We start from the raw sequence: 2,094 nt of genomic DNA, 5'->3' as shown, positions 1-2,094 counted from the left end.
ACGGCGGCCCGGTGCGCGTCGTGCTGCGCCCGCGGGCCCGCTCGGTGGGGGTGGCGGTGACCGGGTTGCCCGCGTCGAGCACCGTCGACCTGCGTACGGGGCACGTGGGCCCGGCGTACGGGCTCGGCGACCACGGCTCGTTCGGGGACGGCCGGCCGGAGACGGGCACGCCGTGCAGCGGCAAGGTGGAGGCGCGTCCGCGGGCGGAGCTGACCGGGCTGGTCCTGGACAACGTCACCAACCAGGGCTCCTGCAAGCGCTTCGTGTCCGCGTTCGCGGTCTTTCCCCGGCAGAGCTTCGCCGAAGTGCTGTTCGCCGAGGGGCAGAAGCGCGTCGGGCTGACGGAGACGGAGAACCGGTTGGGGGTGGCGGGCGCCGCCGGCGTCGACGGGCTGCACTACTTCCTCGCCACGGACGTCAAGCAGCTCTACGCCGACTACCGCCGTGCCCGGCACGCCGCCGGCTACGCGGACGTCCGGCCGCGGCCGCGGATGTTCGAACTGGGCTGGGAGGCGTACGGGGCCCTGGGCTGGAACACGTACCAGTCGTCGGTGGAGACCACGGTGCGGGACTTCCTCGACCGCGGCTACCCGCTGGGCTGGGGCGTGGTCGGCTCCGGCTTCTGGCCGGGTGAGCGCGGCAACCCGGCGGAGGGCACCACGAACTCCTTCGGTATGTGGGACGACACGGCCGAGGCGGGCCGCGACGACGGGCTGCCCAACCCCCGCTATCCGGACCCCGACGCGCTGAAGCGGCTCTTCGCGAGCAACGACGTGGCGCTCCTCCTCGGCGCGCGCAACAACTTCAAGGCGGCGCGGGAGGACGGCGGCAACCACAACCCGGTCACCGACGCCGGGTTCATGGAGGAGGCCAGGCGCCGCGGCTATCTGCTCGCCGACGCGGACGGCGAGCCGGTGAAGGTCACCAGGGCGCAGTTCCCCTCCGGCGCGTCGTACGTGCTGGACGGCCGGAATCCGCGGGCCGTCGACTGGTACGTGGTGCAGACCCGCAAGTGGGGCGTGGACGGCTGGAAGGAGGACACCATGCTGTACACCCCCGACCTGTGGCGCGACGGCAACTGGAACGCGCTGCTGAAGGCGCTGCACGACGCCGGGGACGCGGTGATGGTGCGCAACACCGCCTATTCGCTGCCCGGCGACTGGGCCCGGATCAACGACACGATCTACGGCACGGGCGCGGTGTACCACGAGGACCCCGACCGGATGCCGGTGAACCTGCTGAACATCGCCGCCAGCGGGTACGGCAACCTCTACCCGGACTTCGTCGGCGGCACCCCCGGCAAGGCGGAGCCGACCGACCCGGCGTACCGCGCGTACTTCGCCCGCAACGTGCAGTTCAACGCGCTCACCCCGGTGCTCGGCTTCGGCCAGGGGCCGTGGCGGTTCGGCGACGACGTGGCCGCGGACGCCAAGAAGCTGGCGCTGTGGCACGACTCGCTGCACCCGTACATCTACGACGCGGTCCTCGACGGCCACGCCTCCGGCTTCCCGTACGCGATGACGCCGCTGCACCTGGCGTATCCGGCCGACGAGCGGACGTACGGGCTGGTCGACGAGTCGACCCGGCGGTACGAGTGGATGCTCGGCGAGTCGCTGCTCGCCGCGCCGGTGTGGGGGTCGGACTTCGCGACGGCGACCGGGCGGGACGTGTACCTGCCGGCCGGGACGTGGATCGACGTCAACACCGGCGAGCGGCACGAGGGCCCGGTGACGCTCGCGGACCACGAGGTGGCCCGGGGCGACGTGCCGGCGTTCGCGGGCGGGAAGGGCGTGCTGGTGCGCCGTGTGGCGGCGGGTTCGTCGGAGCGGCTTCGGGCGCAGGTATTCCCGGTGACGCGGGACTCGGTGTACAGCTACGGTGACGGGAAGCGCACGTCCCGGATCGTGAACGCGAACGCCGGCTGGTCCGCGAAGTCGCTGAAGGTGCTGGACACGACCGCCTCCCGCGCGGTCGACTTCTCCGTGGACCCCGTCACCGGCGCGGTCGGGTTCGCGCTGCGCGCGGGCCACGACTACCGGCTGGTGGGCGGGGGGCCGTGAGCGTCCGCGTGTGAAGCGGGCGGTCGTCGCCGTC

The 2,094-nt window shown here is 72.8% G+C and carries 1 protein-coding gene; it reads left to right on the top strand.

Annotation, left to right across the window (positions count from 1 at the left end; all coding sequences use genetic code 11):
- Nucleotides 1-2,060: glycoside hydrolase family 31 family protein (locus H5J30_RS29280; protein ID WP_181790291.1), on the top strand; the 2,060-nt coding region annotated here is incomplete at its 5' end.
- Nucleotides 2,061-2,094 lie beyond the last annotated feature (34 nt).

The sequence above is a fragment of the Streptomyces phytophilus genome (assembly GCF_013870535.1).
GTDB lineage: Bacteria > Actinomycetota > Actinomycetes > Streptomycetales > Streptomycetaceae > Streptomyces > Streptomyces phytophilus.
Note: the sequence above shows the minus strand (reverse complement) of the source record. Positions and strands in the feature narration are given on the sequence as shown.